General features: G+C 60.9%; 22 protein-coding genes and 3 tRNA genes. 12 read left to right on the top strand and 13 right to left on the bottom strand.

The annotated features are described in order from the left end of the window. Positions 1 to 53 precede the first annotated feature (53 nt). Together ABN482_RS11570 and ABN482_RS11565 are read left to right on the top strand one after the other, a co-directional pair. Positions 54 to 1,328, top strand: a complete 1,275-nt coding sequence (locus ABN482_RS11570) for an ArsB/NhaD family transporter (protein WP_349504127.1) — start codon at positions 54 to 56, stop codon at positions 1,326 to 1,328. Between the two features lie 67 nt (positions 1,329 to 1,395). Then, positions 1,396 to 1,689 (top strand): hypothetical protein, encoded by a 294-nt coding sequence (locus tag ABN482_RS11565; RefSeq protein ID WP_349504126.1) that lies wholly within the window; start codon positions 1,396 to 1,398, stop codon positions 1,687 to 1,689. 4 nt (positions 1,690 to 1,693) lie between these two features. Here the strand turns inward: ABN482_RS11565 and ABN482_RS11560 are convergent, their stop codons facing one another. Next, positions 1,694 to 2,008 (bottom strand): DUF4148 domain-containing protein, encoded by a 315-nt coding sequence (locus ABN482_RS11560; RefSeq protein ID WP_143858768.1) that lies wholly within the window; start codon positions 2,006 to 2,008, stop codon positions 1,694 to 1,696. Positions 2,009 to 2,225: 217 nt separating this feature from the next. On the opposite strand from ABN482_RS11560, the gene ABN482_RS11555 reads away from it, so the two are divergent. Then, positions 2,226 to 3,140 (top strand): LysR family transcriptional regulator, encoded by a 915-nt coding sequence (locus tag ABN482_RS11555; RefSeq protein ID WP_349504125.1) that lies wholly within the window; start codon positions 2,226 to 2,228, stop codon positions 3,138 to 3,140. On the opposite strand, the gene ABN482_RS11550 is transcribed toward ABN482_RS11555, so the two are convergent. The 5 genes from ABN482_RS11550 to ABN482_RS11530 form a co-directional block, all read right to left on the bottom strand. Further along, positions 3,131 to 3,637, bottom strand: a complete 507-nt coding sequence (locus ABN482_RS11550) for a nucleoside 2-deoxyribosyltransferase (RefSeq protein ID WP_349504124.1) — start codon at positions 3,635 to 3,637, stop codon at positions 3,131 to 3,133. The two genes, ABN482_RS11555 and ABN482_RS11550, sit on opposite strands and share 10 nt — an antisense overlap. A 32-nt stretch (positions 3,638 to 3,669) precedes the next feature. Continuing rightward, positions 3,670 to 4,377: a UPF0149 family protein gene (locus ABN482_RS11545; RefSeq protein WP_349504123.1), complete on the bottom strand. Its 708-nt coding sequence runs from the start codon at positions 4,375 to 4,377 to the stop codon at positions 3,670 to 3,672. A 57-nt stretch (positions 4,378 to 4,434) separates the two neighbouring features. Then, positions 4,435 to 4,510: transfer RNA gene (locus ABN482_RS11540), tRNA-His, on the bottom strand. A gap of 34 nt (positions 4,511 to 4,544) precedes the next feature. Continuing rightward, positions 4,545 to 4,621, bottom strand: a tRNA-Arg gene (locus tag ABN482_RS11535). Between the two features lie 16 nt (positions 4,622 to 4,637). Beyond that, positions 4,638 to 4,714, bottom strand: a tRNA-Pro gene (locus ABN482_RS11530). Between the two features lie 122 nt (positions 4,715 to 4,836). On the opposite strand from ABN482_RS11530, the gene ABN482_RS11525 reads away from it, so the two are divergent. From ABN482_RS11525 to ABN482_RS11505, 5 genes are all read left to right on the top strand, one after another. Then, complete coding sequence (locus ABN482_RS11525) at positions 4,837 to 5,463, top strand: L-threonylcarbamoyladenylate synthase (protein WP_349504122.1); 627 nt, start codon at positions 4,837 to 4,839, stop codon at positions 5,461 to 5,463. Positions 5,464 to 5,514: 51 nt separating this feature from the next. Further along, positions 5,515 to 6,165: a site-2 protease family protein gene (locus ABN482_RS11520; protein WP_109061413.1), complete on the top strand. Its 651-nt coding sequence runs from the start codon at positions 5,515 to 5,517 to the stop codon at positions 6,163 to 6,165. 91 nt (positions 6,166 to 6,256) lie between these two features. Continuing rightward, the gene (gene dapA / locus ABN482_RS11515) at positions 6,257 to 7,162 is read left to right on the top strand and encodes a 4-hydroxy-tetrahydrodipicolinate synthase (RefSeq protein ID WP_349504121.1); all 906 of its coding nucleotides are present in this window, start codon (positions 6,257 to 6,259) and stop codon (positions 7,160 to 7,162) included. Between the two features lie 14 nt (positions 7,163 to 7,176). Further along, complete coding sequence (gene bamC / locus ABN482_RS11510; RefSeq protein WP_349504120.1) at positions 7,177 to 8,319, top strand: NlpB/DapX family lipoprotein; 1,143 nt, start codon at positions 7,177 to 7,179, stop codon at positions 8,317 to 8,319. Between the two features lie 180 nt (positions 8,320 to 8,499). Then, positions 8,500 to 8,637: a DUF4186 family protein gene (locus tag ABN482_RS11505; protein WP_349504119.1), complete on the top strand. Its 138-nt coding sequence runs from the start codon at positions 8,500 to 8,502 to the stop codon at positions 8,635 to 8,637. A gap of 123 nt (positions 8,638 to 8,760) precedes the next feature. Here the strand turns inward: ABN482_RS11505 and ABN482_RS11500 are convergent, their stop codons facing one another. From ABN482_RS11500 to ABN482_RS11485, 4 genes are all read right to left on the bottom strand, one after another. After that, the gene (locus ABN482_RS11500) at positions 8,761 to 9,138 is read right to left on the bottom strand and encodes a hypothetical protein (protein ID WP_349504118.1); all 378 of its coding nucleotides are present in this window, start codon (positions 9,136 to 9,138) and stop codon (positions 8,761 to 8,763) included. Between the two features lie 255 nt (positions 9,139 to 9,393). Further along, positions 9,394 to 10,593 carry a JmjC domain-containing protein gene (locus tag ABN482_RS11495; protein WP_349504117.1) on the bottom strand — a complete coding sequence of 400 codons (1,200 nt, stop codon included), beginning with the start codon at positions 10,591 to 10,593 and terminating at the stop codon, positions 9,394 to 9,396. Positions 10,594 to 10,623: 30 nt separating this feature from the next. After that, positions 10,624 to 13,275, bottom strand: coding sequence for a DNA mismatch repair protein MutS (gene mutS, locus ABN482_RS11490; RefSeq protein WP_502877283.1), 2,652 nt, complete (start codon positions 13,273 to 13,275; stop codon positions 10,624 to 10,626). Positions 13,276 to 13,376: 101 nt separating this feature from the next. Next, entirely contained in the window at positions 13,377 to 13,745 is a 369-nt protein-coding gene (locus ABN482_RS11485; protein ID WP_502877282.1) for a winged helix-turn-helix transcriptional regulator, read from the bottom strand. A gap of 159 nt (positions 13,746 to 13,904) precedes the next feature. On the opposite strand from ABN482_RS11485, the gene ABN482_RS11480 reads away from it, so the two are divergent. From ABN482_RS11480 to ABN482_RS11465, 4 genes are all read left to right on the top strand, one after another. Further along, on the top strand, positions 13,905 to 14,516 hold the full coding sequence (locus ABN482_RS11480) for an NAD(P)-dependent oxidoreductase (RefSeq protein ID WP_349504115.1): 612 nt from the start codon (positions 13,905 to 13,907) through the stop codon (positions 14,514 to 14,516). A 156-nt stretch (positions 14,517 to 14,672) separates the two neighbouring features. Continuing rightward, positions 14,673 to 15,884 (top strand): multidrug effflux MFS transporter, encoded by a 1,212-nt coding sequence (locus ABN482_RS11475; RefSeq protein WP_349504114.1) that lies wholly within the window; start codon positions 14,673 to 14,675, stop codon positions 15,882 to 15,884. 54 nt (positions 15,885 to 15,938) lie between these two features. Next, a complete protein-coding gene (locus ABN482_RS11470; protein ID WP_349504113.1) occupies positions 15,939 to 16,778 on the top strand; it encodes a M90 family metallopeptidase in 840 nt (279 codons plus the stop codon). 178 nt (positions 16,779 to 16,956) lie between these two features. Continuing rightward, a complete protein-coding gene (locus ABN482_RS11465) occupies positions 16,957 to 18,612 on the top strand; it encodes a methyl-accepting chemotaxis protein (RefSeq protein WP_349504112.1) in 1,656 nt (551 codons plus the stop codon). Between the two features lie 55 nt (positions 18,613 to 18,667). On the opposite strand, the gene yfaE is transcribed toward ABN482_RS11465, so the two are convergent. From yfaE to nrdA, 3 genes are read right to left on the bottom strand one after another with little or no spacing between them, the layout of a single operon-like run. Continuing rightward, on the bottom strand, positions 18,668 to 18,994 hold the full coding sequence (yfaE, locus tag ABN482_RS11460) for a class I ribonucleotide reductase maintenance protein YfaE (protein WP_349504111.1): 327 nt from the start codon (positions 18,992 to 18,994) through the stop codon (positions 18,668 to 18,670). Beyond that, positions 18,991 to 20,124 carry a class Ia ribonucleoside-diphosphate reductase subunit beta gene (gene nrdB / locus ABN482_RS11455; protein WP_349504110.1) on the bottom strand — a complete coding sequence of 378 codons (1,134 nt, stop codon included), beginning with the start codon at positions 20,122 to 20,124 and terminating at the stop codon, positions 18,991 to 18,993. Before nrdB ends, yfaE begins: the two co-directional genes overlap by 4 nt. Positions 20,125 to 20,142: 18 nt before the next feature. Next, the gene (nrdA, locus tag ABN482_RS11450) at positions 20,143 to 22,422 is read right to left on the bottom strand and encodes a class 1a ribonucleoside-diphosphate reductase subunit alpha (protein ID WP_349504109.1); all 2,280 of its coding nucleotides are present in this window, start codon (positions 22,420 to 22,422) and stop codon (positions 20,143 to 20,145) included. Positions 22,423 to 22,575 lie beyond the last annotated feature (153 nt).

Here is a 22,575-nt window from a genome sequence, read left to right as displayed (position 1 = left end):
ATCATGATGCCGTTCCCACATTATGATGCGCCCGCCTGAGGTGCCTTTCTGCCATGGATCTCACGCTCCTGATATTCCTGCTGGTCTATGTCGCCATGGGATTCGGCAAGTTGCCCGGGTTCAAGGTAGACCGGACCGGCGCTGCCGTGGTCGGTGCCCTGGCGCTGATGGCAACCGGCAGCATCACGCCCAAGGCTGCCTGGGATGCGATCGACTATCGCAGTGTCGGCATGCTGTTTGGCCTGATGGTGGTGTCGGCGGCTTTCGTCGTGTCCGGGTTCTACGCCTGGACAGCCCGCCGCGTGGCCCTGCTGCCGGTCAGCCCGCCCGTGTTGCTGGCAGTGCTCATCGGCGTGGCCGGCCTGCTGTCGTCTCTACTGACCAATGATGTCGTGGTCGTGGCGATGACGCCGCTGCTGGTGGCCCTGACATTGGCACGCGGACTCAATCCGGTGCCTTTTCTGCTGGCCTTCTGCTTTGCTGCCAACACAGGATCCTCGGGCACCCTGATCGGCAGTCCTCAGAACATGATTGCCGCCCAGGGGCTGGGCCTGTCCTTCAACGGTTTCCTGGAGGTGACCCTATTGCCGGCGCTGCTGTCTCTGCCCATTATCTGGGGGATCGTGGCATTCATGTACCGGGGGCGCTGGACGCTGTCTGCCACGACAGGGGCGGCGGCTGCGCCGGCAGCCGATGCAGGTACGGCAGATGCGAGCGCAGCGGATGCGACCAGGGACGAGGTCGTGCTCAATGTATGGGAAACCTGCAAGGCCGGTATCGTGACGCTGGCGGTGGTGGCTGCCTTCGTGCTGAGCGACTGGCCCAAGGAACTGATCGCGCTGGGGGCGGCCAGCGTGCTGCTCATCAATCGCAAGATTGCCTCGAGCGACATGCTGGGCCATGTGGATGGCAACCTGCTGTTGCTGATCATGGGCCTGTTCGTCGTCAACGGTGCCATGGCGACCACCGGCCTGCCGCAGACGTTGCTGGCCGACCTGCGCAGCGCAGGCATCAACCTGAATGATCCGATTTCCCTGTTTCTGGTAGGAGGCGCGCTGAGCAATATCGTCGGCAACAATCCTGCCGTCATGCTGCTGGTGCCCGTGCTGGACCCTGTCGGCCATGCCGATGCGCTGGGGGCGGCGCTGGTGCTGGGCACCGGTTTCTCCAGCAACCTGATTGTGTTCGGCAGTCTGGCCGGCATTATCGTGGTCGAGCAGGCAGCGACTTGCGGGGTGAAGATTTCGTTCGGTGAGTTTGCCCGTGCAGGCGTTCCTGTCACGCTGGCCTGCATGGTGCTTGCCGCAGGCTGGATACTGATGCTGTAGCAAACAGGTGGCAGCATTGTGTTACTTTAGCCCGTGTATCTACAATCGTCGGCACAAGGAGTCATACATGAAAAAAACAATTGTCCTGCTGGCGTTGGCCGGATTGCTGGCCGGTTGCCAGCACACAGGCAGCACATCCGATGCCAAGGCTCATCCTGAAATAGGTAGCCAAGCCTGGTATGCCTGGGTGGACGAAGCTGCAGGTGTGTCCGATGGTCAGGGACATGGCCCTGACTACGGTTCGGCCGAATGGTGCCGCGCCGCGCACTGGCGAGTATTCGGTGTGCGCGACGGCGGCGAGAACTGCTCGCCGGCATGGCAGCAGTCCGTTGACAAGGCGCTGCGCATCGCAGGCCATTGAGCCATTACGAAGCAATGTGCTCGTCGGGGTGCTGGGTGCGGTAGGCGCGCAGATCCTCACGCACCTGGGCGCGGCTCAGGTTGCTGGCCTGATGATCGGCTGCGGTTACCGGGTAGCTCAGTTCGGTGAAGTCGAGTTGGCCGGCAGCGCGTGCGGCATCCAGTTCCTGCACGACATCGGCGCGGCTCTTGCTGCTCGTGTCCTGAATGACCGGGTAGGTCAGTTCGGTAAATTCAACCGTATCGGCATAAGCAGCACCAGCGGCCAGGCTCAGGGAGAGGGAAAGGGCAGCGGTCTTGAGCAGGGTGTTCATATTCATTACTCCGTAATCAGGATAAAGGAATTCAGAGTCGAGTTTGTTGGGACCCTTGTCCCTGTTGGTTTCAAGCTCGATTCGATGGGTGAATTGTGCGCGTTTTCCCCAGGGTGAAAAATAGGTGTTTTGCGCAAATACAATTCCATTTATGGAATAATGGTTGGGGAACCAAAGGCGCTGACATATTGTCGGCACGTGTCTGCTTCAAGGAAAACAGGGTATGGATACGACACGCCCGTCGCTGGACGATATGGCGCTGTTTGTCGAGATCGCCAAGACCAAGAGCTTTACGCGTGCAGCCGATGCCCTGCACATGCCTGCCTCGACGCTGTCGCGCCGGATTGCCGGGCTGGAGCGGGGCATCGGCGTCAAGCTGCTCAAGCGCAGTACCCGCAAAGTGGAGCTGACCGAGGCCGGCGGGGTGTATTTCGAACGCTGTCGCGAGATCGTGGCCGAGGCCGCGATTGCCCACGAGGCGCTGGTCGAGGTGGCACAGCAACCCAAGGGAGAGTTGCGCATTTCGATGCCGGCCAGCTTTGCGCTGCTGCGCATGCCAACGCTGCTGTGCGAGTTCCAGGAAAAATATCCGGGCATCCATTGCGAGATCGATCTCAGCATCCAGCATATCGATCTGCTGTCGGATCCTTACGATATCGTGCTGCGTTTTGGTCGCCAGCCGGATTCGAATGTGGTGGCGCGACAGATCGGCGTGATCGATCTGGGGCTGTATGCTTCGCGCAGTTATATCGAACAGCACGGTGTACCCCAGGAACCGGGCGACCTGGTGCGTCACGATTGCCTGCGCAGTTCGGGGGGGCGCGAAGGTACGTTCTGGACGCTGCAGAATCAGGGACGGCGTGAAAAGGTGGCTGTGGCGGGGAAAATGGCCGTCAACAATGTGTCGATGCTGCGCCAACTGGCCGAGTTGGGCATGGGGATCGTGCCGCTCAATGCTCAAGACATGCAGATTCAGTCGCCGGGTGACAATCTGGTGAGGGTATTGCCGGACTGGACGTTCCCTCCCATCCCGTTCCTGGCACTTTTTCCATCACGCATGCTGCCAGCCAAGACGCGAGTATTCATCGAGTTCCTGCAGGCACGCCTGGCCCTGGGCAGGGCGGCGGCTCAGGCGTAGCGTGCCGCCATCCGCGTCAGGCAGTCAGCTATATCGCCCTGGACCACTTCGGCCGAGCAGGCCAGCATCAGGTTGAGATTCAGACCGAAGTCTTCCACGGTGTAGCCCTGGAGGTCGGCATGGCGCTGTGCGTCTTCGTGCCATTCGGCATCGAGCTGTTCAATCAGCGAGCCGGCCATGTCCGTATAGCACCACACCGGCTTTCCCAGTGCATGGGCGTAGCCCATTTCGAAGACGGTGCCGGAGTCCGGTTCGGCACCCCTGAAGGGATTGGCATTGGCCACCACCATATCGGCACGATCGATCAGGTCGAGATTGGCACGACAGATCCAGTGCGCCAGTTCTGCTCCGCGCAGATCTGCAGGGGTGGCGTTATCGAGCGGATACAGACCTTCGAAACCATGCTCGCTGCAGAGCGTGCGCAGATATTGACCATAGGCGATTGCATCTGGCCGGAATACATCGAAACCGGCCAGGTAGATGCGTTTCTTCAGCATGGTTGCGTGAGCGCCATCATGGCTTGCCGGGATCAGTGTTGCGTCGGGGTGGCTGCGCCGCAGCATTGCTTGTACTTGCGGCCGCTGCCGCAGGAGCAGGGATCGTTGCGGCCCGTCTTGGGCTCGCTGCGCCGCACCGGTTCACGCGAGGCGCTGCCAGCCTGGCGCATGGGCTCGAAGTAGTTGTAGACGGCTTCCAGGCCATCGATCATGGCACCCAGCACGAATTCGCGTTCCTCGGGGGAGATCTCTTTGGCGCGCATTTCCGGATCCGGGTCATTTTCGTAGGCCAGGATCATGAAGGGGATCAGGGGGTTTTCCGGGTCATCGCTGTCAAGCAACTCATCCCAGCCGGCCGGGCTGGTATCGATGCCTTCCAGGAAGCCCATGGCCCAGTCATTGCCCAGGATCACGCCGTCATCGTCTTCCTGCACGACAGGCTGATAGGGGGTTTCACTATCCTGCATGGCACGCAGAGACGCGGCAACGGCATTCCAGTGGCGCATCAGCAAGGTGGTAGCCAGCGTGAACTGTTCTTCGCTTTCCAGGCTGTAGCCTTCACCCCAGATGCGTGGCAGCCAGCCGCTGGGCTGTACCAGTTCCGGGCTGCACAGCAGGGCGGCGAAATAGCCATCGACCATTTCGAGCGTCATGGAGTTGGGGCCGATCTGCGCCAGCAGCGCATCCAGCTGGTCGAGCTCTTCGTCGGCGAGCGGTTGGTTGAGCGGAGCGTTCTGCATGTGAAAATTCCTGAAAAAAAGGCCCGATCCATGTGGACGGGCCTTTTTTGAAATACTTGGGGTGGCTGATGGGGCTCGAACCCACGACAACTGGAATCACAATCCAGGACTCTACCAACTGAGCTACAGCCACCGCTGAAAGAAAAATATTCTAGCACATTTTTTTCTGGCCTGCCCAGAGGGAATCGAACCCCCGACCTGCGGTTTAGAAGACCGCTGCTCTATCCAACTGAGCTATGGGCAGTTCGCCGCTCTGTCCATGGTCGGGGCGATAGGATTCGAACCTACGACCCTCTGGTCCCAAACCAGATGCGCTACCAGACTGCGCTACGCCCCGACGACATTACAACGTGCTCCGCTTTCCAGAGGAAGGCGGAGGCGCATTGTACAACGAGTCGGTGAATTGAGCTAATGCCAAAAAAAACTGTTCACCGGGCGAGAATCAGTTAGCATAGGTGCATGGCTCAGATATTCTCACTCCATCCCCAGAATCCGCAGCCGCGCCTGCTGAGGCAGGCAGCCATGCTGCTCCAGAATGGTGGCCTGGCGGCCGTGCCGACCGATTCGAGCTACGCTGTCGTGGCCCGGCTCGACGACAAGAATGCGGCCGATGCCTTGAGACGGCTGCGCGGTCTCGATGAGCGCCATCATCTCACGCTGCTGTGCCGTGATCTGACCGAGATCGGCCATTTCGCCCGGGTCGACAACACTCAATACCGATTGCTCAAGGCTGCCACGCCGGGGCCGTGGACCTTCATCCTCGAAGCCACCAAGGAAGTGCCGCGCCGTGTTTCGCATCCGTCGCGCAAGACCATCGGTATCCGCGTGCCGCAGCATGCCGTCACGCTCGGCCTGCTCGAAGCCGTGGGCGCACCGCTGATTTCCACCACGCTGATTCCCGATGGCGAAGACGAGCCGCTCAACGATGCCGAGCAGATCGAGTCGCGCTACAGCCACGAACTGGCCGCTATCCTCGATAGTGGCGGTTGCCCGCTGCAGCCCACCACGGTACTGGATCTCACCACTTCCCCGGTCGAAATCCAGCGGCTCGGGGCGGGCGACCCGGCCACGCTTGGGCTGAACTGAGTCTCGTCACGCCAGGGGCGATGCTCGCGCAGTCAGCGTACAATCGGCGCCATGAACGAACTCATACAGACCATTACGGTATATGCACTGCCCGTGATCTTCGCGATCACGGTGCATGAAGCCGCTCACGGCTATGTAGCTCGCATGTTCGGCGACCCTACAGCCTATCAGGCCGGGCGTGTGACCCTCAATCCCATTCCTCATATAGATCTCGTCGGCACGATCCTGGTGCCGCTGGGCATGTTGTTGCTGTCCAAGCTGGCCGGGGGGGCGGGGATGCTGTTCGGCTGGGCCAAGCCCGTGCCGGTGGACTGGGGGCGGCTGCGGCATCCCAAGCGCGACATGCTGTGGGTGGCGCTGGCCGGTCCCATGTCCAACCTGATCATGGCGATCATCTGGGCCATCAGCCTGCGTCTGCTTTACCAGAGCGAGGGCATATCGGGTTTCTGGGGGCAGATGGCGCTGGCCGGGATCAGCGTCAATCTGGTGCTGATGGCCATCAACCTGTTTCCGTTGCCGCCGCTCGATGGCGGACGCATTGTATTCAGCCTGTTGCCGAGTCGCGCTGCCTGGCAGTATGCCAAGCTCGAGCCCTACGGCATGATGATCATCATCCTTTTGCTGGTAACCGGGGTGTTGTGGCCGCTTTTGCGCCCGATCATGGCCGTGGGGACGATGATTGTGCGATTATTTCTTCCATGACGCAGTGCCGCTTGCTGCATAATACGATTTTTCTTTCATGCGTCATGGTGAGTGGCGCTTTTGCATACCGCAGGGTCAGGAGTAATTTCAAATGGCAACCGATACAGGGACAATGATCCGGGGCAGTCTGGTCGCGCTGGTGACCCCCATGAAACCGGATGGCAAGCTTGACCTCGATGCCTACCGCGCCCTGATCGACTGGCACATCGAGGAAGGTACCGATGCGCTGGTGGTGGTAGGTACCACGGGCGAATCGCCCACGGTCTCCATCATGGAGCATGAGGAGCTGATCCGCATCGCCGTCGAGCATACGGCCGGTCGCGTGCCGGTCATCGCCGGCGTAGGGGCCAACTCCACGACCGAGGCCATTCACCTGACCGAACATGCCAAGAGCGTGGGGGCGGATGCCGGCCTGTCTGTGGTGCCGTATTACAACCGGCCTTCCCAGGAAGGGATGTACCGCCATTTCAAGGCGATTGCCGAGGCGGTCGACCTGCCCATCATTCTCTACAACGTGCCGGGCCGTACCGTTGCCGATATCGCCAACGAAACCGTGTTGCGACTGGCCGAGGTGCCGGGCATCATCGGCATCAAGGACGCAACCGGCAACCTGCCCCGGGGTATCGAGCTGTTGCGCGACCGGCCCGAGGGTTTTGCCGTGTACAGCGGGGATGATCCCACTGCAGCCTCCCTCATCCTGATGGGGGCGGAAGGCAATATCTCGGTGACTGCCAATGTGGCTCCGCGCCTGATGCACGAGCTCTGCGTGGCAGCACTCGAGGGTGATCTGGTCCGTGTGCGCGAACTGAACAACCGGCTGTCCGTATTGAACAAGGTGCTGTTTATCGAGTCCAACCCTATTCCGGTCAAGTGGGCACTGGCCGAAATGGGGCGTACACAACTGGGATATCGGTTGCCGCTGTGTGAACTGTCTGCGGTGCATCACGATGTGGTGCGTCGTGCCTTGCTGGATATTGGCGCCGCACAGGCGGCCTGATTATGAGGAATTGCATGAATAAGCGTTACACGGGCCTGTCGGCCCTGGTCGGACTGGCTCTGCTCAGCGGTTGCAGCCAAGTCAATGAACTGCTGGGTACCGAAGACTCCATCGACTACAAGAGCTCGGCTTCTGCGCCGCGTGAGACGCTCAGCATCCCTCCCGATCTGACCCAGGCCGCCAGTGATCCCCGTTACCGGGCCCCTGCTTCTGGCAGCACCACCTTCTCCGAATACGCCCAGGGTCAGACCCAATTGGCTCAGGAGCAGCAACAGGCACCAACTGCCACTACCGTCCTGCCGCAGCGCGACGACATCCGCATCATGCGGGATGGCGACATGCGCTGGCTGGTGGTGCAGCGTCCGGTTGAGTCCATTTTCCCCGAGGTCGGCGATTTCTGGGTGGAGCAGGGCTTCACGCTGGCGATCAATGATCCCAATATCGGTGTGGTCGAGACGGATTGGGCCGAAAATCGTGCCAAGGTCCCCGAGGGCTGGTTGCGCAACATGCTGGGCAGGGTGCTGGACTCGGTGTTCGACAGCGGCGAGCGTGAGCGTTTCCGTACCCGTCTGGAGCGCATGCCTGATGGCTCGACCGAAATCTATATCAGCCACCGCCAGATGCGCGAGCAGCTTTCCAAGGATGGCAGCAATGTCATGTGGCAGATGGCTGACGAGGACCCGGGTCTCAATGCAGTGATGCTGGCCCGCCTGATGGTGCAGCTTGGCACCGATCAGGAGCGTGCCCGTGCCATGATCGAGGCGGCAGAAAACCGCAACACGCCGGCGCGTGCCCAGGTCCAGGAAGTCTCGAGTGGCGATCCCGTACTGGTCTTGTCCGATTCGTTCGACCAGGCCTGGCGTCGTGTGGGCCTGGCACTGGATCAGGCCAGCTTTGCGGTCGAGGATCGCAATCGCAGCACCGGTGAGTACTATGTGCGTTACAACGATACCGATACGGGTGCAGGCGATGACAAGCCGGGTTTCTTCGGTCGCATCTTCGGTGGCAGCGATCCTTCCAAGGAGCCGATCTATCGCCTGGTTCTGAAGTCGGATCAGGGGCGTACCACGGTGTCGGTGCTCGATCCCAATGGACAGCCTGACCAGAGTGCCACGGCGCGCCGCATGCTGAGTGTGTTGGCTGATAGCTTGCGTTGACTGTAATTGACATGGAAACCCGCCGGATCGATATGGTCAGGCGGGTTTTTCTTTTCCTGCGCCAGATTTCAAGAAGGCGGCGGAGGATCACCGGATGAAAGAATCCAGACACGTTTTTTCTGCCATGCAGGCAGGCCAGGGCGAATTGTTTCCCGATGCCGGGGCACAGTTCGTCCATGAGTGGCTGGAGACAGCCGCCAGACCCCGATGCGCGGACACCCTGTGTTTGTCGCCCAGCACGCCACGGCCACCTGTTGCCGGGTATGCCTCGAAAAATGGCATGGATTGCCCAAGGGGCGTACCCTGTCAACGGTCTAGCAGGCGCTGCTGGTGGATATCCTGATGGCCTGGATCGGCGGGCGCATGAAGACTGCAATATAAAAAAGCGGCGACCTCTGATGAGATCGCCGCTCTGGACTTTGCCCCTGCGGGCACCGTCACTTAGTTGGCCTTGGTTTCCTCGGCCTTTTGCGCATCGCGGTGTTCGTCGATGGCTTCCTTGGCGCGGTCGATCTGTTCGGCGGCGGCATCCTTCACGTCGCCAGCAGCGGTCTTGGCGTCTTCCTTGAGTTGATCGGCGCTTTGCGAGAGTTGGTCGATCTTCTGGTCGAGCTGGGATTCGGTGGCACCTTCGGTGCCTGCCGGAGCCGTACCGGCGGGGGCCTGGGTCTCAGGTGCCGTGGGAGCCGGCGTCGCAGCCGGTGCAGGTGCGGTGGCGGCAGGTGCGTTGGTGTTTGCCGGAGGCGTTGCGTCGTCTTTCTGGCCGCAAGCGGCCAGACCGAAGGCAATGATGGCACCGGCAATCAGGGACTTGTGCATATATATTCTCCTATGAGGAAGCATCTGTGTGAATACAGGGCGGGATAATTCTCATGACCATTCATGTGTCCCGGCATGGAGAGCAGATTACCGGAAAACCCTAATAGGAAAAGTAGAAAAGTTAAAGCGCTGGCTTCGCCAATGCAACAAGAAACTAAAATCAGTATCTATTGAAACTTAATGTTTCTCGTTGCGTTGCTCCTGATTCAGTGTCTCCTGCCCAGGACTGCCAGCAGGAGGTGGTCAGCGGCCAGTTTACTGCGCTGCTTCGTAGTGCAACCAGCCGTCCTCGACCCAGGCTGTCAACAGATCGCGCAGCGAGGCCGGCAGGCGTCGATAGTCTGCGCAGACTATCGTACGCTGGTCAGCCAGGGCATAGAGCAGGGGATGGGCTGCGTGCTGAAGCGTTTCGCCGTTGATGAAGAAACGCTTGTTACGGTAGAGCAGGCGGCTGCGGCGATCCAGCCTCAGGGTGCCGGAGGCTGGCCATGCTTCCGTGAAGTCGGGAGCCTCTTCCGGGCTGTCGAACTCGGCCAGGGCGTTTGGCTCGGTCAGCCAGCAGCCCAGGAACCGGGTTGCGAGCTTTTCGTCGAAACGGATCTTGCCGACGGCCTGGAGGGCGGCCTTGATCATGCCGTCGGGCAGGGCGGCAGGGGTGGTGACGGCTGGCTGGCCGGGATCGCGGTAGTACACATTGTCCAGGCGCGGCATGGGCAGCGGCGGATCAGCGTACAGACCGCCCTGCATGCCGGCACTGGCAGCCATCTGGTCAAGTGCGGCTTCGAGCATGCCCTGTGCCAACGCCTGCTGGGTCAGGGTGCGGAAACCGATGGACAGTGTCATGCAGTCACCGACGGCGATGCCATCGTGGGCATACTGCGGGGGCAGGTAGAGCATGTCGCCCGGTTCCAGCACATATTCGGCTTCGGGCTGGAAGTTCTGCAGGATGCGGACCGGCAGGCCGGGGATCAGGGTCTGGTCCTGCTGGGCGCCGATGCGCCAGCGGCGCTGGCCGACACCCTGCAGCAGGAAAACGTCGTAACTGTCGTAGTGGGGGCCCACGCCACCGCCATCGGTGGCAATGCTGATCATCAGGTCGTCCATGCGCGCATCCGGCACGAAGCGGAACTGGTGCGTCAATGCGGCGGCAGCATCGACATGCTGGTCGACGCTTTGCACCAGCAGGGTCCAGTCCGGCTCGCCGGCCTTGGGCAAGCGCGAAAACGGACCTTTCTCAAGCTGCCAGCGGTCGTTTTCCTTCCAGACCAGGCGCGACTCGACTGCGTCCTGCTTGCTCATGCGCTTGAGGTCGGCGACAGAGACAGGGGGCTTGAAGCCCGGAATGGCCTGGCGGATCAGCAGCGGCTTGCGCTGCCAGTATTCCCGCATGAAAGTCTTGGGCGTCAGGCCGCCCAGCAGGGCCAGGGGCTGGTTGATGTCGATGGGTGCATGCATGGCAGGTGACAGGTGTCCGGAGAAAAAAGATCAGGATAGATCGGCAAAGCGGTTCTTGAGTTGATATAGCGCATCCAGCGCCTCGCGCGGCGTCAGGGCATCGGGGTCGAGTGCCGCCAGTTCGTCGTGCAGTGCCTGCAGGGCGGGGGCCACGGGCTCGCTTGCTGCCGTTGCCTGAGGCGCGGCAAACAGGCCCAGTTGTGGCGAGGGCGCGCCCTGGTTTTCAAGCTTTTCGAGTTCGCGGGCTGCCATGCGGATGACGGGTTGGGGAATGCCGGCCCGCTGGGCAACCTGGATGCCGTAGCTGCGGCTGGCCGGGCCTTCGCGCACCTCATGCAGAAAGACGATGCCGCTGCCTGATTCTGCCGCGGCCAGGTGGATGTTGGCCGCCAGGGGCTGTTCCGCAGGCAGGCGCGTCAGTTCGAAATAGTGGGTGGCAAACAGGGTCAGGGCCTGGTTGTGTGCCAGCAGCCGCCAGGCAATTGCCCACGCCAGCGACAGGCCGTCGTAGGTCGAGGTGCCGCGACCGATCTCATCCATCAGGACCAGACTGTTGGGGGTGCTGGCAGCGAGAATGGCAGCCGCCTCGGTCATTTCCATCATGAAGGTGGAGCGACCACCGGCCAGATCATCGGCAGCACCGATGCGGGTGAAAATACGGTCGATGCGGCCGATGCGGGCCTGCTGCGCGGGGACGAAGCTGCCCGTGCGCGCCAGCAGCGCGATGAGTGCAATCTGGCGCATGTAGGTCGATTTACCCCCCATGTTGGGGCCGGTGATCAGCAGCATGCGACGGGTGTTGTCGAGTGTGCAGTGATTTGGTGTGAATCGCTCGATGCTGAGTTCGACCACCGGATGCCGGCCACTGACAATGTGGATGCCGGCCTGTTCGTCAAGTTCGGGTGCGACCCAGCCGTGTGTGCGTGCATGCTCGCCCAGTGCTGCCAGGGTGTCGAGTTCGGCCATCGCCGTGGCGGCAGCCGACAGGTCCGGTACATGCTGTGCCAGTGCGTCGAGCAGTTGCTCGAACAGCCATTTTTCGCGTGCCAGGGCGCGGTCCTTGGCGGACAGCACCTTGTCCTCCCAGCTTTTCAGCTCGGGCGTGATGTAGCGTTCGGCATTCTTGAGCGTCTGCCGCCGTCGGTAGTCATCAGGCACCTTGTCGGTCTGGCCGCGCGTGACTTCGATGAAAAAGCCATGCACCCGGTTGTACTCGACCCGCAGGTTGGAGATGCCGGTGCGTTCGCGCTCGCGCGCCTCGATCTGCAGCAGGAAGTCGCCATTGTCGGCCGCCAGCGTGCGCAGTTCATCCAGCTCGGCATCGTAGCCGGTGGCGATCACTCCGCCATCGCGGATCAGCAGGGCGGGCTCTTCGGCGATCGAGGCCGCCAGCAGGGTAGCCAGGGCCGGATCCAGCGCCAGTGGCTGGCAAAGCTGGGTCAGGCGGGCATCGGCGGTTGAGCCGTTAGCCGCATCGATATGGCGCAGCAACCCATGCAATGCGGGTAGCGTATGGAGCGCATCGCGCAGACTGGCCAGTTCGCGGGGACGGGCGGCGCGCAATGCCAGGCGGCTGGAGATCCGCTCCAGATCCGGCATGCGCCGCAATGCGTCCTGCAGCAGGTCAAGGCTGCCGGCCGTGCCGTGCTGCAGGCTGTATTCATGGTGTTGCAGCAGGGTGGCGATGACCTGCTGGCGCGCCTGTACAGGCGCGTTGTCCCGCAAGGGGTGGTGTAGCCAGCGGCGCAGCATGCGGCTGCCCATGGGCGTGCGGCAGTGGTCGAGGATAGAGAACAGGGTAGGCGCTTCTTCGCCCTGCAGGGTCAGCGTCAGTTCCAGGTTGCGCCGGGTGACGGGGTCGAGAATGACGTACTGACCGGCCCGGTCGGAACTCAGCGTCTGGATATGGCTCAGTGTCTGCGACTGGGTCCGTGCTGCATAGCGCAACAGGGCACCGGCCGCACATACGGCGACCGGCATGTCACCCACATCGAAGCTGTCCAGGCTGTCGAGTCCGAAATGCACCAGCAGATGGCTGCGGGCATTGTCGGCCTCGAAATGCCAGTCGGGGGCGCGGCTGCGGGCGCCATCGAGATCGATGGGCAGTTCCAGACTGTCGGGCAGCACGACTTCGGCCGGATCGATGCGGTGCAGTTCGGAGTCGAGCAGCGCCAGCGTGCATTCGGTCAGGCGGAATTCGCCGCTGGCCAGGTTGAGCCATGCCAGCCCGACCGGTGTGTTTTCCGGAGACTGGCGTGCGCTGCGGCGTCCGACCTGCAACGCAGCCAGTACGCGGTCGGCCTTGGCCGGCAGCAGGGCTTCGTCGGTCAGCGTGCCGGGCGTGACGATGCGTACGATCCTGCGTTCGACAGGGCCTTTGCTGGCCGCTGGATCGCCGATTTGCTCGCAGATGGCGACCGATTCTCCGGCGACCACCAGCCGGCCAAGGTATTGCTCGAGGGCATGTACCGGCACACCTGCCATGGGGATGGGAACGCCATTGGAGGTGCCGCGCTTGGTCAGGGTGAGATTGAGCAGGCGCGAGGCCCGTTCGGCATCTTCATAGAACAGCTCGTAGAAGTCGCCCATGCGATAGAGCAGCAGCAGAGGGCCTGCTTCCTCCTTGAGACGAAGGTATTGCTGCATCATCGGGGTATGGCCGGACAGGTCTGCTTTACTCATTCAGGTCAATTGCGTGTTGGGTGGTGGCGCATGGATTGCGCAACCACTCGTGTGGGTACGATAACCGGCGATTATACGGACATTGCCTGTCCGAACCCCGCTCAGGCCGGATGAATCATGGCCGTACGGCGGGCCTCGCAAATGGCCGCGTGATGATGATCGGCCCATTCCACCAATCGCTGCATGGGCTCAAGGAACGAGCGTCCGAGGTCAGTCAGTGCATATTCCACGCGAGGAGGCACTTCTGCATACAGCGTGCGACTGACGAAACCATCATATTCAAGGCGTTTGAGCGTACGCGACAGCATCTGGCGCGAGATATCGCCGATTTCCCGATTCAACTCATTGAAACGCAGTGTGCGCTGCGCCAACGCCTCCAGAATCAGGAGGCTCCATTGATCACCGATCCGGTCGAGTACATCGCGGATCGGACAGGGCTGGTCGAAACTGGGCAATTCGGACGTGGACATGAGTGTCATGAGGTGGACGAGGGAAAAGGTCAGTATGCAGGTACCAGGTCACACAGTGATGACTTCTTGTGGCTGCTGTCGTTCTACTGTAGCATCGCTTATCTCATTGGTCTATTTTGTAGACCTTGTTTTGACATATGATTTCAAGGAGTCTGGAGCATGGCACATATCGCATTGATCGGCGCATCGGGGCGGGCAGGGGCGCGTATTCTCAAGGAGTTGTCGGATCGTGGACATACGATTACCGCCATCGCGCGCCATCCCGAGAAAATCGCTGCGCTGCCAGGGGTGGCTGCACGGCAGGGGGATGCGCAGGATCGTGTGGAGTTGGCTCAACTGCTGCAGGGACACGATGCCGTTGTCAGTGCCGTGATGTTCGGTCAGTCGAACCCTGAAGTGCTGATCGGTGCGGTCAAGGAAGCGGGTGTGCCGCGTTATCTGGTTGTAGGTGGAGCGGGCAGTCTGGAGGTTGCTCCGGGCCAGCGTCTGATCGACCAGCCTGATTTTCCTGAGGCCTATCGTCCCGAAGCCTCTCGTGGTGCCGCTTTCCTGGCACGCCTGAAGGAAGAGCCTGATCTGGACTGGACTTTTCTGTCGCCATCGGCGGAGTTCGTGCCGGGTGAGCGCACCGGAAAATTTCGTCTCGAAAATGATGCGTTGCTGGTCGGGAAAGAGGGGAGCCGCATTTCTTTCGAGGACTACGCCGTTGCCATGGTGGATGAAATCGAAAAGCCGGCGCATTCGCGCCGCCGCTTTACCGTCGGCTATTGATATCGGGAGGCAGGCCGCACCTGTCGTGGCCGCCAAGCCGCGGCAGGATAGATAGGCTGCTTTGAATTGACATCCTACCTAACGATAGGTAGCATTCGGCCTCTTGTATGTAAATCGCCGACATGGCGTACATGGTTGAAACAGGAAGGGCAAGGCATGAAAACCGTCGCAGCAGGCGCTGGAGCGCGTCCACTGTCGCTTGGCACATCAATGATTCTTTTGCTGGCCTTGCTGACGGCACTGGATGCGATGGCGATCGATATGTATCTGCCAGGCATGCCGGCCATTGCCGAGGATTTCGGCGTGTCGGCAGGCAAGGCGCAACAGACGCTGTCTGTATTTCTGATCGGATTGGCGATCGGTCAGGGGCTCTATGGACCGTTGCTGGATCGTTATGGCCGGCGTCTGCCGCTGCTGGTGGGCGTGCTGGTCTTTGCCCTGGGGTCGGCGCTGGCAGCTCTGGCTCCCAGCATCGAATGGCTGATGGCAGCCCGTTTCCTGCAGGCACTGGGCGCGGCCGCAGGTCTGGTGGCACCCCGTGCCGTGGTGGCGGATTGTTGTACGACGCTGGAAGCTGCACGGATTTTTTCGCTGTTGATGCAGGTCATGATGATCGCACCCATCCTCGCGCCTTTGCTGGGCAGCCAGTTGCTGGGATTTGGCGGATGGCGCGCCATTTTCTGGGCATTGGCGGGATTGTCGGTTCTGGGACTTATATGGACATGGCGAGCCTTGCCGGAAACCCTGGCACCATCGGCACAGGTGGCGTTGCAGCCCGGCCCGCTATTGCGTACATGGCTGCAGCAACTGGGCAATCGGGTCTTCATGGCCTATGTGCTGGCGGGCGGCTTTGTCCTCAGTTCGCTGTTTGCCTATATCAGTGGCGCGGCATTTATCTTCAGTGGGCATTTCGCCCTGACGCCTGCGCAGTTCAGCTATCTGTTTGCTGCCAATTCCCTGAGCCTGGTGGCAGGGGGGCAGATCTGCAACGTCCTGTTGCGAAGGGGCGTTCGAGAGCAGCGGATCCTGTATCTCGGTCTGGCCGTGCACACGATGGCGGGCCTGGCGCTCTGGGGCGCGGTGCAGGCCGGAGCAGCGACGCTGGGCGTGTACATCGCTTTCATTGCCTTGGCGATAGGTGCGCTGGGGTTGGTGTTCGGCAATCTGACGGCATTGACCATGGCCAGCGCAGGGCCGCAGGCAGGCATGGCCTCGGCGCTGATGGGGATGGTGCAGTATCTGATGTCGGCATTGGTCGGTTACGGTCTCAGCATGGCACCGTCCGGGCCGGGGGCCTTGCCGGTGGTCATTGCCCTGTGTGGTGCCCTTGCTTTCGCATTGTGTCTTCGGGGACGACGGGAGGGGTGACTGCGGCCCCGCCCATGCCGTGGGTACAATGCATTTCTTTGTACTGGAGGGGCGATGTTTCGATGGCTGGCAGGTCGTGGTGCGACATCGCGTGATACGGCATTGCAGCAGGCACGCATCGAGGATGCGGCCTGGCAGGCTGCATGTGCGGCGTTGCCATTCCTCGCGGGGCTGAGCGCCGAAGAGGATGCCAGTCTGAGGGCCCGGGCAGCCTGGCTGCTGGCCAGCAAAACCTTCAGCGGTGCACATGGCATGGTGATCACCGACGACATCATGCTGTCGATCGCCATTCAGGCCGCATTGCCCATTCTGGCGCTGGATCCTGCATGGTACGAAGGCTGGGTCGAGATCATCGTTTATCCAGGCGGCTTCATGATTCCACGTCGTGAGCAGGAAGACAGCGGCGTGGTGCACGAGTACCTGCAGGAAGCCTCGGGCGAGGCCTGGGAGGGCGGCCCGGTCATCCTGTCCTGGGAAGATGCGGGGCCAGGACAGGCGCTGCGTGACAATGTGGTCATCCATGAGTTCGCGCACAAGCTGGATCTGCGCAGTGGCGACATGGAGGGGATGCCCAGCCTGGTGGGGACGGGCATTTCGCCTGCGGTCTGGCAGCAGACCCTGCAACAGGCTCTGGATGCTTTTGAGACGGCAGTCCTGCAGGTCGAGGCCGCCATTCCTCCGGACATGGACCCGGAGTCGGAGGACGCGTTTCCATGGTACGCCAGCCTCCCCATGGATCCCTATGCTGCAACGGACGAGGCGGAGTTCTTTGCGGTCAGTTCCGAAGTGTTCTTCGCTGACCCTGCGCCATTGGCCGACTGGTTTCCCGGCTGGTATGCACTGCTCTCGAAATTCTATCGGCAGGACCCGTTGGCACGGTTGCCGCAAACGTGATAATTGGCAATAAATAGAAATTTTGATGTCATCAATGGCCTGTTTCGTTGCCATTCCATATCCTGTGCACGTCGTTTTTTTACCAATTTTCCTATTATCGATAACGACATAACCTTATGAAACACCTTCGTGTTAGCATCTGCCCCCAGTAGCTCGCATGACAATAGGATGAAGCATCATGAAGCAGGTTCGGGGTTTGGATGGCTTTTTGCGTAATGTCACGATACGCGCACTGGTTCTTTTTATTCTGCTGTTGATCAGCGTATTGGTTCTGGCATTATCGGCTCTTGGTATCAGTGCACTCAATAACGCCGGCAGAGTGCTCGATGGAAGCCATATTTACCTCATGGAAGTGGCAGAATTGGGCAAGAGCAATGACCAGTTCATGCGGGCCCGGTTGCGACTGGGACGGCAGTACGAGCATGTGCAGGCAGGGCGGACCGAGCAGGCGCGTGCCGAGGGCGACAGTGTGCGGGTTGCCGTCGAAGCTTCGCGCCAGAGTTTTCAGCGGTTTCAGGATCTGGCTGCGCGCCAGCAGCGCTTCACGCAGGAGGCCAGCCAGTTGGGCGATGCGTTCAAGGCAGTCTTCGACCAGGGGGTTGAGCCACTGGGGCAGTTCCTGGCGCGAGGCGACCAGGAGGGCTTTCGCAAGCATAATGTGGAAGTGATGGTCAACCTGAGTCGGGCCTTCGAGCAGCGCATCGGTGCCTACATCGATGCCATCGAGAAATACGAAGTCGAACAGATTGCACAGGCCAGCGAGGATCGGCAGCGGGCCATTACCGCCATGCTGTCAGTACTGGGTTTCTGCCTGCTGGTCGTGCTGTTGGCTGATCGCTATGTCGTCAAGTATGTGCGCCGGCCTCTTGATGAGCTGCGCGGACATTTTCAGCGCATTGCCGCAGGCGACCTGACTGGGCGGATCGAACTGTTCGGGCGCAATTGTGTGGGGCGCATCATCCCCTTTCTGCGCGATATGCAGGGCAACCTGATCCGTACCGTAGGTACCGTGCGACAGGGTGTGGATGAGATCCACACAGGTGCTCGCGAGATTGCGATGGGCAACACAGACCTCTCGAGTCGTACCGAGCAGCAGGCCGCCTCGCTTGAAGAAACGGCTGCCAGCATGGAAGAGTTGGCCTCTACGGTGCGTCATAGTGCCGACAATGCGGTGCAGGCCAATCATATGGCGACGACTGCCGGCCAGGTAGCAGAGCGCGGCGGGCAGGCACTCGAGCAGGTGGTACAGACCATGGCCGAAATTTCCGGCAGTTCCAAGCGGATCGGCGAAATTGTCGGCGTCATCGACAGCATTGCCTTCCAGACCAATATCCTGGCGCTCAATGCTGCCGTCGAGGCTGCCCGCGCTGGAGAGCAGGGCAGGGGTTTCGCGGTGGTGGCCAGCGAGGTTCGTGCATTGGCACAGCGCAGCGCCAATGCTGCGCGTGAGATCAAGGAACTGATCGGGTCATCGGTGGCGACGGTCGACAACGGTGCGCGCCTGGTGGAGTCCACGGGCCGGACCATGGACGAACTGTTCAAGGCTGTACGCGATGTCAACGGCCTGGTAAGCGAAATGGCAGCGGCTGCCAAGGAACAATCCAGCGGCATCGAGCAAGTCAACCTTGCGGTTGGGCAGATGGATCAGGTTACGCAGCAGAATGCGGCACTGGTCGAGCAGTCCGCTGCGGCTGCCAGTTCCCTGGAGCAGCAGGCTGATCAGTTGCAGCAGTCTGTCGCGGTGTTCCGATTGCCCGAAGGTGGGCAGATCATCGATATGGAAGATGATGTCGGGACGGCAGCCCTGGCTGCCGGGCGGCGCGCATTGGGCTGAGGTATTGCGCCGATAAGCGGTTGGGCCAGAGGCGGCCTCCAGCACTGGGGGCCGTTCAGGCCGGAGGCGTGTCCGGCGTACCGAGCAGATCGGTTGGGAAGAGTTCGAACTGGCTGTCCAGGTCGGCACGCAGGCCGCAGCCCACCATGACAGGTTCCTGAACAGTGCAGCAGCAAGGCAATACTTCGCTGGGGCCGACAAAGGCCAGGGGCTTTTCCTGGTAGCTGACCCGGCCTTCCAGCAGGGTCAGGCGGCACATGCCGCAGTAGCCACTGCGGCATTGGTACTCGACATCATGGCCGGTGCGCTCCAGGCCTTCCAGCAAGGTTTCCCCTTCGCGCAGCGTGAATTGCTTGTCCCAAGTGGTGACAAGTGGCGTCATAGCTCGAAGTCATTCAGATCATCGGCCGAAACCTCGGCGTCGATCTGGCCCACCAGGTACGAACTCAGTTCCACTTCCTGGGGCGCGACCTGCACGGTATCGGAGGCCAGCCAGGTATTGATCCAGGGAATGGGATTGTGCTTGACCTGCTCGAAGGCAGGCTTCAGACCCACCGCCGTCATGCGGATGTTGGTGATGTACTCGACGTACTGACTGAGGATGTCTTTGTTCAGGCCGATCATGGAGCCATCGCGGAACAGGTATTCCGCCCACTGCTTTTCCTGGATCGCTGCCTGCTTGAACATCTCGAAGCAGGCCTGATCAACTTCCTGGGCCACCTTGGCGAATTCGGGATCATCCTGGCCCGAGCGCATGATGTTCAGCAGGTGCTGGGTGCCGGTCAGGTGCAGTGCCTCGTCGCGTGCGATCAGGCGGATGATCTTGGCATTGCCTTCCATCAGCTTGCGCTCTGCAAAGGCGAACGAGCAGGCGAAGCTCACGTAGAAGCGGATGGCCTCGAGAATGTTCACATTCATCAGGCACAGGTACATCTTCTTCTTGAGTTCGTACTCGCTCACGCGTCGCGTCTCGCCGTTGATGACGTGTTCGCCCGCACCCAACTGCGAATACAGCATGGTGTCGTGGATCAGTTCATCGTAGTACGACGATATATCGCTGGCGCGCAGCCTGATTTGCTCATTGCGCATGATGTCGTCGAAAATGATCGACGGATCATTGACGATGTTGCGGATGATGTGCGTGTACGAGCGCGAATGGATCGTTTCAGAAAATGCCCAGGTCTCGATCCAGGTTTCCAGCTCCGGCAGCGACACCAGCGGCAGGAACGCCACGTTGGGGCTGCGTCCCTGGATGGAGTCGAGCAGTGTCTGGTACTTCAGGTTACTGATGAAAATATGCTTTTCGTGATCCGGCAGATTCTGGTAGTCGATACGATCCTGGGAGATATCGACTTCCTCCGGTCGCCAGAAGAATGAAAGCTGCTTTTCGATCAGCTTCTCGAAGATCGGGTATTTCTGCTGGTCGTAGCGCGCCACGTTGACCGGCTGGCCGAAGAACATCGGCTCCTTGAGCTGGTCATTGTCGGTCTTGGAAAAAATGCTGTATGCCATGATGGTGTACGCCTTCCGTCAGATCTTGCACGCGCCGCCTGCGCAGCCGTCGTCCTCGACTTCGCCATGGACGTCTTCGGCGCCATCGCGCGTGTTGTGGTAGTACAGCGTCTTGACGCCGTACTTGTAGGCCTGCAGCAGATCCTTGAGCAGTTGCTTCATGGGGACGCGGCCGCCTTCGAAGCGCTGCGGATCATAGTTGGTGTTGGCCGAGATCGACTGGTCCACGAATTTCTGCATGACGCCCACCAGCTTGAGGTAGCCGTCATTGCTGGGAATCTTCCAGAGCAGTTCGTACTGGTCCCTGAGACGCTCGAACTCGGGTACCACCTGCCGCAGGATACCGTCCTTGGACTGCTTGACCGATACCAGGCCCCGGGGCGGCTCGATGCCGTTGGTGGCATTGGCGATCTGGCTGGAGGTCTCGGAAGGCATCAGGGCCGTCAGTGTGGAGTTGCGCAGGCCATGGGCCAGGATCTCGGCGCGCAGGGCTTCCCAGTCCAGGTGCAGCGGTTCGGCGCAGATGGTATCGATATCCTTCTTGTAGGTATCGACGGGCAGCAGGCCGGCTGCGTAGGTGGTTTCGTCGAAAGCCTTGCAGGGGCCGTATTCGCGGGCAAGCTGGACCGAGGCCTTGAGCAGGTAGTACTGGATGGCTTCGAAGGTGCGATGCGTCAGGCCCAGGGCCGAGCCGTCGGAATAACGGGTGCCGTTCTTGGCCAGGTAGTAGGCATAGTTGATCACGCCCACGCCGAGCGAGCGGCGCTTTTCGGTAGCATTGAGCGCTGCCTTGACCGGATAGTCCTGATAGTCGAGCAGGGCATCGAGTGCGCGCACGATCAGGTCGGACAGGCCTTCGAGTTCATCCAGTGATTCGAGTGCCCCCAGGTTGAAGGCCGACAGCGTGCACAGGGCAATCTCGCCCTCTGCATCGTTGATGTCGTCCAGCGGCTTGGTGGGCAGGGCGATTTCCATGCACAGGTTGGACTGGCGCACGGGGGCCTTGTCCGGATTGAACGGGCTGTGCGTGTTGCAGTGGTCGACGTTCTGGATGTAGATGCGGCCGGTGCTGGCGCGCTCCTGCATCATCAGCGAGAACAGTTCGACGGCCGGCAGGCTGCGCTTGCGGATGGCCGGATCCTGTTCGTACTGCGAATACAGGCGCTCGAACGCATCCTGGTCGGCAAAGAAGGCATCGTACAGGCCGGGTACGTCATGCGGCGAGAACAGCGTAATGTTCTGGCCCTTGATCAGGCGCTGGTACAGCAGACGGTTGATCTGCACGCCGTAGTCGAGGTGACGGATGCGGTTTTCCTCGACGCCGCGGTTGTTCTTGAGTACCAGCAGCGACTCGACTTCCAGATGCCACAGCGGATAGAACAGTGTGGCCGCGCCGCCCCGGACGCCGCCTTGAGAGCAGGACTTGACCGCCGCCTGGAACATCTTGAAGAAGGGCAGACAGCCGGTGTGCTGCGCCTCGCCGCCCCGGATTTCGCTGCCGACGGCGCGGATGCGCCCGCCGTTGATGCCGATGCCGGCACGTTGCGACACATAGCGCACGATGGCGCTGGTGGTGGCATTGATGCTGTCGAGGCTGTCGCCGCACTCGATCAGGACGCACGAGCTGAACTGGCGCGTGGGCGTGCGCACCCCCGACATGATCGGCGTCGGCAGCGAGATCTTGAATTGCGATACGGCGTCATAGAAACGCTTGACGTAGGCCAGCCGGGTTTCTGCCGGATACTTGGCGAACAGGCACATCGCCACCAGGATATAGAGAAACTGGGGGCTTTCGTAGATGTGCTTGGTGACGCGGTTCTGGACCAGGTACTTGCCCTCGAGCTGCTTGACGGCCGCGTACGAGAAGTTCATGTCGCGCCAGTGGTCGAGGTAGTCGTTCAGCTCGTCGAACTCGGCGCGGCTGTAGTCGGCCAGCAGGTGTGGATCGTATTTGCCCAGCTCGGTCAGGCGCTGGACGTGGTCATACAGGTGCGGTGGTTCGAATTGACCATAGGCGATCTTGCGCAGGTGGAAGATCGCCAGGCGCGCGGCCAGATACTGATAGTCGGGCGTTTCTTCGGAGATCAGGTCGGCTGCCGACTTGATGATGGTTTCGTGAATGTCGTCGGTACGGATGCCGTCGTAGAACTGGATATGCGATCGCAGTTCGACCTGCGAGACGGAGACATTGTTGAGATCCTTGGCGGCCCAGTCGATGACGCGATGAATCTTGTCGAGCTCGATCGGCTCCAGACGGCCGTCGCGCTTGGTGACTTTCATCGTCTCGTATTTGGTCATGGCAAAAACCTTTTGCTGTGCGTGAATAGAGGTGACTCCACAAATAGCGACGACTCCACGGACAGTGGTGGTCCCACAAGCGCCGTACCGGGCGCAACGCACCGGATGGCCGGGCGGTCCCTGGGGGGAGCTGTCTGGATGATTCGTGGAATT

Source organism: Corticimicrobacter sp. (genome assembly GCF_040137905.1).
Lineage (GTDB): Bacteria > Pseudomonadota > Gammaproteobacteria > Burkholderiales > Burkholderiaceae_B > Corticimicrobacter.
This window is presented reverse-complemented; position numbering and strand designations above follow the sequence as displayed.

Coding starts and splice junctions, on each gene's coding strand:
- ABN482_RS11470 (WP_349504113.1), top strand. CDS start 15,939: ATGTTTCGATGGCTGGCAGGTCGTGGTGCGACATCGCGTGATACGGCA.
- ABN482_RS11465 (WP_349504112.1), top strand. CDS start 16,957: ATGAAGCAGGTTCGGGGTTTGGATGGCTTTTTGCGTAATGTCACGATA.
- ABN482_RS11550 (WP_349504124.1), bottom strand. CDS start 3,637: ATGCTGAAGAAACGCATCTACCTGGCCGGTTTCGATGTATTCCGGCCA.
- nrdB (WP_349504110.1), bottom strand. CDS start 20,124: ATGGCATACAGCATTTTTTCCAAGACCGACAATGACCAGCTCAAGGAG.
- bamC (WP_349504120.1), top strand. CDS start 7,177: ATGAATAAGCGTTACACGGGCCTGTCGGCCCTGGTCGGACTGGCTCTG.
- ABN482_RS11480 (WP_349504115.1), top strand. CDS start 13,905: ATGGCACATATCGCATTGATCGGCGCATCGGGGCGGGCAGGGGCGCGT.
- mutS (WP_502877283.1), bottom strand. CDS start 13,275: ATGAGTAAAGCAGACCTGTCCGGCCATACCCCGATGATGCAGCAATAC.
- ABN482_RS11555 (WP_349504125.1), top strand. CDS start 2,226: ATGGATACGACACGCCCGTCGCTGGACGATATGGCGCTGTTTGTCGAG.
- ABN482_RS11560 (WP_143858768.1), bottom strand. CDS start 2,008: ATGAATATGAACACCCTGCTCAAGACCGCTGCCCTTTCCCTCTCCCTG.
- ABN482_RS11570 (WP_349504127.1), top strand. CDS start 54: ATGGATCTCACGCTCCTGATATTCCTGCTGGTCTATGTCGCCATGGGA.
- ABN482_RS11495 (WP_349504117.1), bottom strand. CDS start 10,593: ATGCATGCACCCATCGACATCAACCAGCCCCTGGCCCTGCTGGGCGGC.
- ABN482_RS11520 (WP_109061413.1), top strand. CDS start 5,515: ATGAACGAACTCATACAGACCATTACGGTATATGCACTGCCCGTGATC.
- dapA (WP_349504121.1), top strand. CDS start 6,257: ATGGCAACCGATACAGGGACAATGATCCGGGGCAGTCTGGTCGCGCTG.
- yfaE (WP_349504111.1), bottom strand. CDS start 18,994: ATGACGCCACTTGTCACCACTTGGGACAAGCAATTCACGCTGCGCGAA.
- ABN482_RS11565 (WP_349504126.1), top strand. CDS start 1,396: ATGAAAAAAACAATTGTCCTGCTGGCGTTGGCCGGATTGCTGGCCGGT.
- ABN482_RS11485 (WP_502877282.1), bottom strand. CDS start 13,745: ATGTCCACGTCCGAATTGCCCAGTTTCGACCAGCCCTGTCCGATCCGC.
- ABN482_RS11475 (WP_349504114.1), top strand. CDS start 14,673: ATGAAAACCGTCGCAGCAGGCGCTGGAGCGCGTCCACTGTCGCTTGGC.
- ABN482_RS11500 (WP_349504118.1), bottom strand. CDS start 9,138: ATGCACAAGTCCCTGATTGCCGGTGCCATCATTGCCTTCGGTCTGGCC.
- ABN482_RS11545 (WP_349504123.1), bottom strand. CDS start 4,377: ATGCAGAACGCTCCGCTCAACCAACCGCTCGCCGACGAAGAGCTCGAC.
- ABN482_RS11525 (WP_349504122.1), top strand. CDS start 4,837: ATGGCTCAGATATTCTCACTCCATCCCCAGAATCCGCAGCCGCGCCTG.
- nrdA (WP_349504109.1), bottom strand. CDS start 22,422: ATGACCAAATACGAGACGATGAAAGTCACCAAGCGCGACGGCCGTCTG.